Below are 752 nucleotides of genomic sequence, written 5' to 3'. Positions count from 1 at the left end.
CATGGCAGCAAAAACTAACATCGCCTGCATCGAGACTTTTTTCAAACCTCTTAACGTAGTCCAACGCAAACCATGTTTCTCTTTCATATCTGCAAATACTCTTTCTATTGTTTCTTTTCGCTTTGCATATAATCTCTTGTTTTCTTCTGTGTGTCTTAAGTGATCCGCTTCTTCGATATAATCTTCCCATATATGTCTATGTATCATCTTCGTATAATTTTTACTCTGTGTACATGATGATAACAATGAACAGTTTTTACAAATCTTTGGATTAGATGCATACTGTTTATAACCTTCTCTTGTTGTGGTTTGATATGATAGTATTTCTCCCACTGGGCAGATGTAACAATCATAATATTCATCATATACATACTCATGTTTTCTCATATATCCGCTTTTTGTTCTGGGACGTGTATAAGGCATTACTGGTCGAATATCTTGATCTGATAAGTATTTTGCGATATAAGGTGTTTTATATCCAGCATCTACTACGACTGCACTTGGCTTTTCCACTTTTTCGATTACTTGATTAACTATCTTATCTAACACTTTACTATCATGTACATTGGCTCCTGTAACAAGTGTACCAAGAACAAATCCGTTTAGATCGCAAGCTGTATGAAATGAGTATGCAAAGAGTTTTTCTCTCTCGTCCTTAACAAAATACCCACTCTCTGGGTCTGTCTTACTTTCCTTTATTTCTTTCTCTTCTTCTTTATCTTGTGGGGGAAGTTGCTTTTTTCCATGTGCTT

The 752-nt window shown here is 35.2% G+C and carries 1 protein-coding gene; it reads right to left on the bottom strand.

The features are described 5' to 3' along the window. On the bottom strand, positions 1–752 hold a 752-nt coding region (locus BHF71_RS11025; protein WP_141705394.1), incomplete at both ends, for a transposase.

The organism is Vulcanibacillus modesticaldus, assembly GCF_001730235.1.
Classification (GTDB): Bacteria; Bacillota; Bacilli; order Tepidibacillales; family Tepidibacillaceae; genus Vulcanibacillus; species Vulcanibacillus modesticaldus.
The sequence above is the reverse complement of the archived record's forward strand: the minus strand, read 5'-3'. Positions and strand labels throughout refer to the sequence as shown.